Origin of the sequence: Salipiger sp. HF18 (assembly GCF_011806505.1) — a bacterium.
In the GTDB taxonomy this organism is placed as follows: Bacteria; Pseudomonadota; Alphaproteobacteria; order Rhodobacterales; family Rhodobacteraceae; genus Salipiger; species Salipiger thiooxidans.
On record NZ_JAATOS010000518.1, the window covers coordinates 1 to 2,733 of the forward strand.

Here is a 2,733-nt window from a genome sequence, read left to right on the forward strand (position 1 = left end):
CGGCGACCCAGACCACGCCGCTGGCTTCGGCGGCGGCGAAAACCGGCACCTTGATTGCCTCGGGCGGGGTCAGTTCCGGGTGGGCCGGGATGCGCACGCACTGCCCGCCCTCGCCGTAGCCCCAGCCGTGGTAGATGCACGACAGCCGCTCGCCGCGCACGAAGCCGTGCGACAGGCGCATGCCCCGGTGCGGGCAGCGGTCGGACCATGCTGCGATGCGCCCCGAGGCGCTGCGCCAGATCGCGAGATCGGTCTCGCCAAGCTGCCCCGGCGCGGCGGAGGCCGCGGGGATGTCGCGCGAGAGCGCCGCGGGTGTCCAGTCGGTCGTCACGGAAGTCTTCCTGTCCTGAGTACCAAGTTTCGGTGCCGCGCGATCCGATCATCCGGCCTGCCCGGAGGCTAGCAGATCCGCCGGAAAACGTCGCGGTATCCTGCCGGAAATCACATCGCGAGGGGGGAGTTCGCCTATTTTCAGGTCAAACGCAAGATCACGCCCCGGCCGCGCAAACCCGTTCGCGCACAATCGATTCGACCCAGACCTCGATCGGCCCGAGCAGGCAGCCCATCTCCATCGCGTCGAGCAGCGCGGGCGGACCCTCGACCTCGATCTCCACATGGTCGGACGCGGCCTGCAGCAGGGTGACGCCGACGCCGATGCGGCGGGCGTGGCGTTCGATCCACGGTGCGAAGCCGGGCGCGTCGACCTGCCCCGCGATGCTGAAAAGTTCCGTGGCCATGGTGGCGGGCTCCCCTGCGTGAGGCCGTCCAGTGAACGCCCGCACGGGCCGAAGGTCAAGCCTGACCCCGCGCCCTAGCCGCGCTGGATCTGCAGGCAGGCGCGCAAGCCATGGGCGCCCTCCTCGAAGTAGAGCCGCCCGCCGTGCTGTTCGGCCACGGTGTCGACGATGGTGAGCCCCAGCCCGAAGCCGTCGATGCTGCCGTGGTTGCTGCCGCGCTGGAACGGCGCGATGACCGCCTCGATCTCGGCGACAGACAGCTCAGACCCCTCGTCCTCGACGGTGATCACCACGTGGGTGACGCTGGCCTCGATGCCGACGATGGCCCGGCGCCCGTATTTCAGCGCGTTGTCGATGAGGTTCGAGACCGCGCGCTGCAGCGACAGCGGCCGGCCCACGACCAGCACGTGATCGGGCCTCGGCAGCGCGCCGTGGCCACGCTTGGCGCTGAAGAGCGAACCTCCGCCCTCGACGATGCGGGCGGCGCGGGCAAGCAGTTCGACCGGGCGCCCGGTGTCGCGGTAGTCGTCCACCATCGCCTCGACCAGCGAGTTCAGCGACAGCTGGCGCGGCGCCTCGGCGTTGATCTCGCTGCGGGTCAGGGTCAGGACGCTTTCGATCATGCCAGTCATGCGGTCGATGTCGGCCTCGAGCTTCTCGCGCAGCGCCGGGTCCGGGATCAGCGCCGCGCGCAGCCGCAGCCGAGTCGCCGGCGTGCCAAGATCGTGGCTGATCCCCGACAGCACCACCGCGCGCTTCTCGAGCTGGGCGCGCTCGGTGTCGAGATAGGCGTTCACCGCCGAGACGATCTCGCGCAGCTCCTCGGGGCCGTCGGCAGTGTAGCTCTCGGGCCCGCCGAGCCGCCGGCGGTCACGCAGCGCCCGGGCGAAGCGGTCGAACTGCGCCGAGGTGTCGGCCACCACGGTCACGAGGATGACCAGCGCCACCAGCGAAAGGAACACCGCGAGCAGGCGGTAGTCCGAGGGGCCCGCGCCGCAGCCCCAGACCGCGGTGCCGTCGATGCGCAGCCAGTCGCCGTCGCCATGGCGGGCGACGAGGATCGGCTCGCTGCAGTAGGTGGCCAGCAGCCGGGTCACGCTGGCGAGCTTCTGCGGCACCCCCTGCCCCTCGGCCGAGACCACGGCCGCGACCGGATATTGCAGGCTGTCCGAGACGATGGCGAGCGACAGCGCCGTGCCCGAGACCGGGTCTGGGCCGGGCTCGATCAGCGAGACGTTGGTGATGATGGACGGCCGGGGCAGCCCGTCGAGCCGCGAGAAGGCGCCGCGCCCGGCCAGTGCCGCCTGCGCGGGCGGCAGCGGCGTCACCGAGACGCCCTCGGGCGGGGCCAGCCCCTGCTGCAGCGTCTCGCTCAGGTTCAGCCCGGCGATGAAGGCCCGCTCGAGATGCCGGTCCCAGGCGCGGCTCGAGGCAAACCACAGCACCGAGGCGCCGACGCCGCTCAGGAAGGCGGCGAGGCAGAGCAGCATGCCCAGCGTCCGCAGCCGCAGCGGCACCGGCCAGCGCCGCGTCATCCCGCCTCGACGGCCACGTCTGCCGCCAGAATGTAGCCGATGCCACGCTCGGTGCGCAGAAGCTCGGGATCCTTGGGGCGGGCCTCGATCTTGCCGCGCAGCCGCCCGACCAGCACGTCCATGGCGCGGCCCGGGGTCTCGCCGCCGCCCGCGCTCTCGCCCGAGACATCCATCGCGGCGGCGATCTCTTCGCGCGTCAGCGGGATGCGGGGGTTGGCGAGGAACACCTTCAGCAGCGCCGTCTCGCGCCGCGACAGCGCGATCTGCACGCCGTCGGGACTGCGCACCTCGTCGTGCTTGGCGTCGTAGCTCCAGCCGCCGAAGCGGAAGGTCGAGGTCTGCCGGCGGTAGATCAGCGAGGACGACCGCCGCGCCCGCGCCAGCACCGCCTTGCCCCGCGCCAGCAGCAGGTCGGGGTTGAACGGCTTGGCGATGTAGTCGTCCGCCCCCACCTCGTAGCC

At 71.7% G+C, this 2,733-nt stretch carries 4 protein-coding genes; all 4 read right to left on the reverse strand.

Features of this window, described 5'->3' with window-relative positions:
• Nucleotides 1-331, reverse strand: a 331-nt coding sequence (locus HC022_RS23430) for a Rieske 2Fe-2S domain-containing protein (RefSeq protein WP_167454009.1), incomplete at its 3' end; no start/stop codon positions are given.
• A 157-nt stretch (nucleotides 332-488) separates the two neighbouring features.
• Nucleotides 489-737, reverse strand: a complete 249-nt coding sequence (locus HC022_RS23435) for an acylphosphatase (RefSeq protein ID WP_040383921.1) — start codon at nucleotides 735-737, stop codon at nucleotides 489-491.
• 74 nt (nucleotides 738-811) lie between these two features.
• Nucleotides 812-2,272, reverse strand: coding sequence for a HAMP domain-containing sensor histidine kinase (locus HC022_RS23440; protein ID WP_175583710.1), 1,461 nt, complete (start codon nucleotides 2,270-2,272; stop codon nucleotides 812-814).
• Nucleotides 2,269-2,733: response regulator transcription factor (locus tag HC022_RS23445; RefSeq protein ID WP_167454010.1), on the reverse strand; the 465-nt coding region annotated here is incomplete at its 5' end. The genes HC022_RS23440 and HC022_RS23445, both read right to left, overlap by 4 nt.

Bases quoted from the DNA above. Each gene is read 5' to 3' on its own strand.
- HC022_RS23435 (WP_040383921.1), bottom strand. From the start codon at position 737: ATGGCCACGGAACTTTTCAGCATCGCGGGGCAGGTCGACGCGCCCGGC.
- HC022_RS23440 (WP_175583710.1), bottom strand. From the start codon at position 2,272: ATGACGCGGCGCTGGCCGGTGCCGCTGCGGCTGCGGACGCTGGGCATG.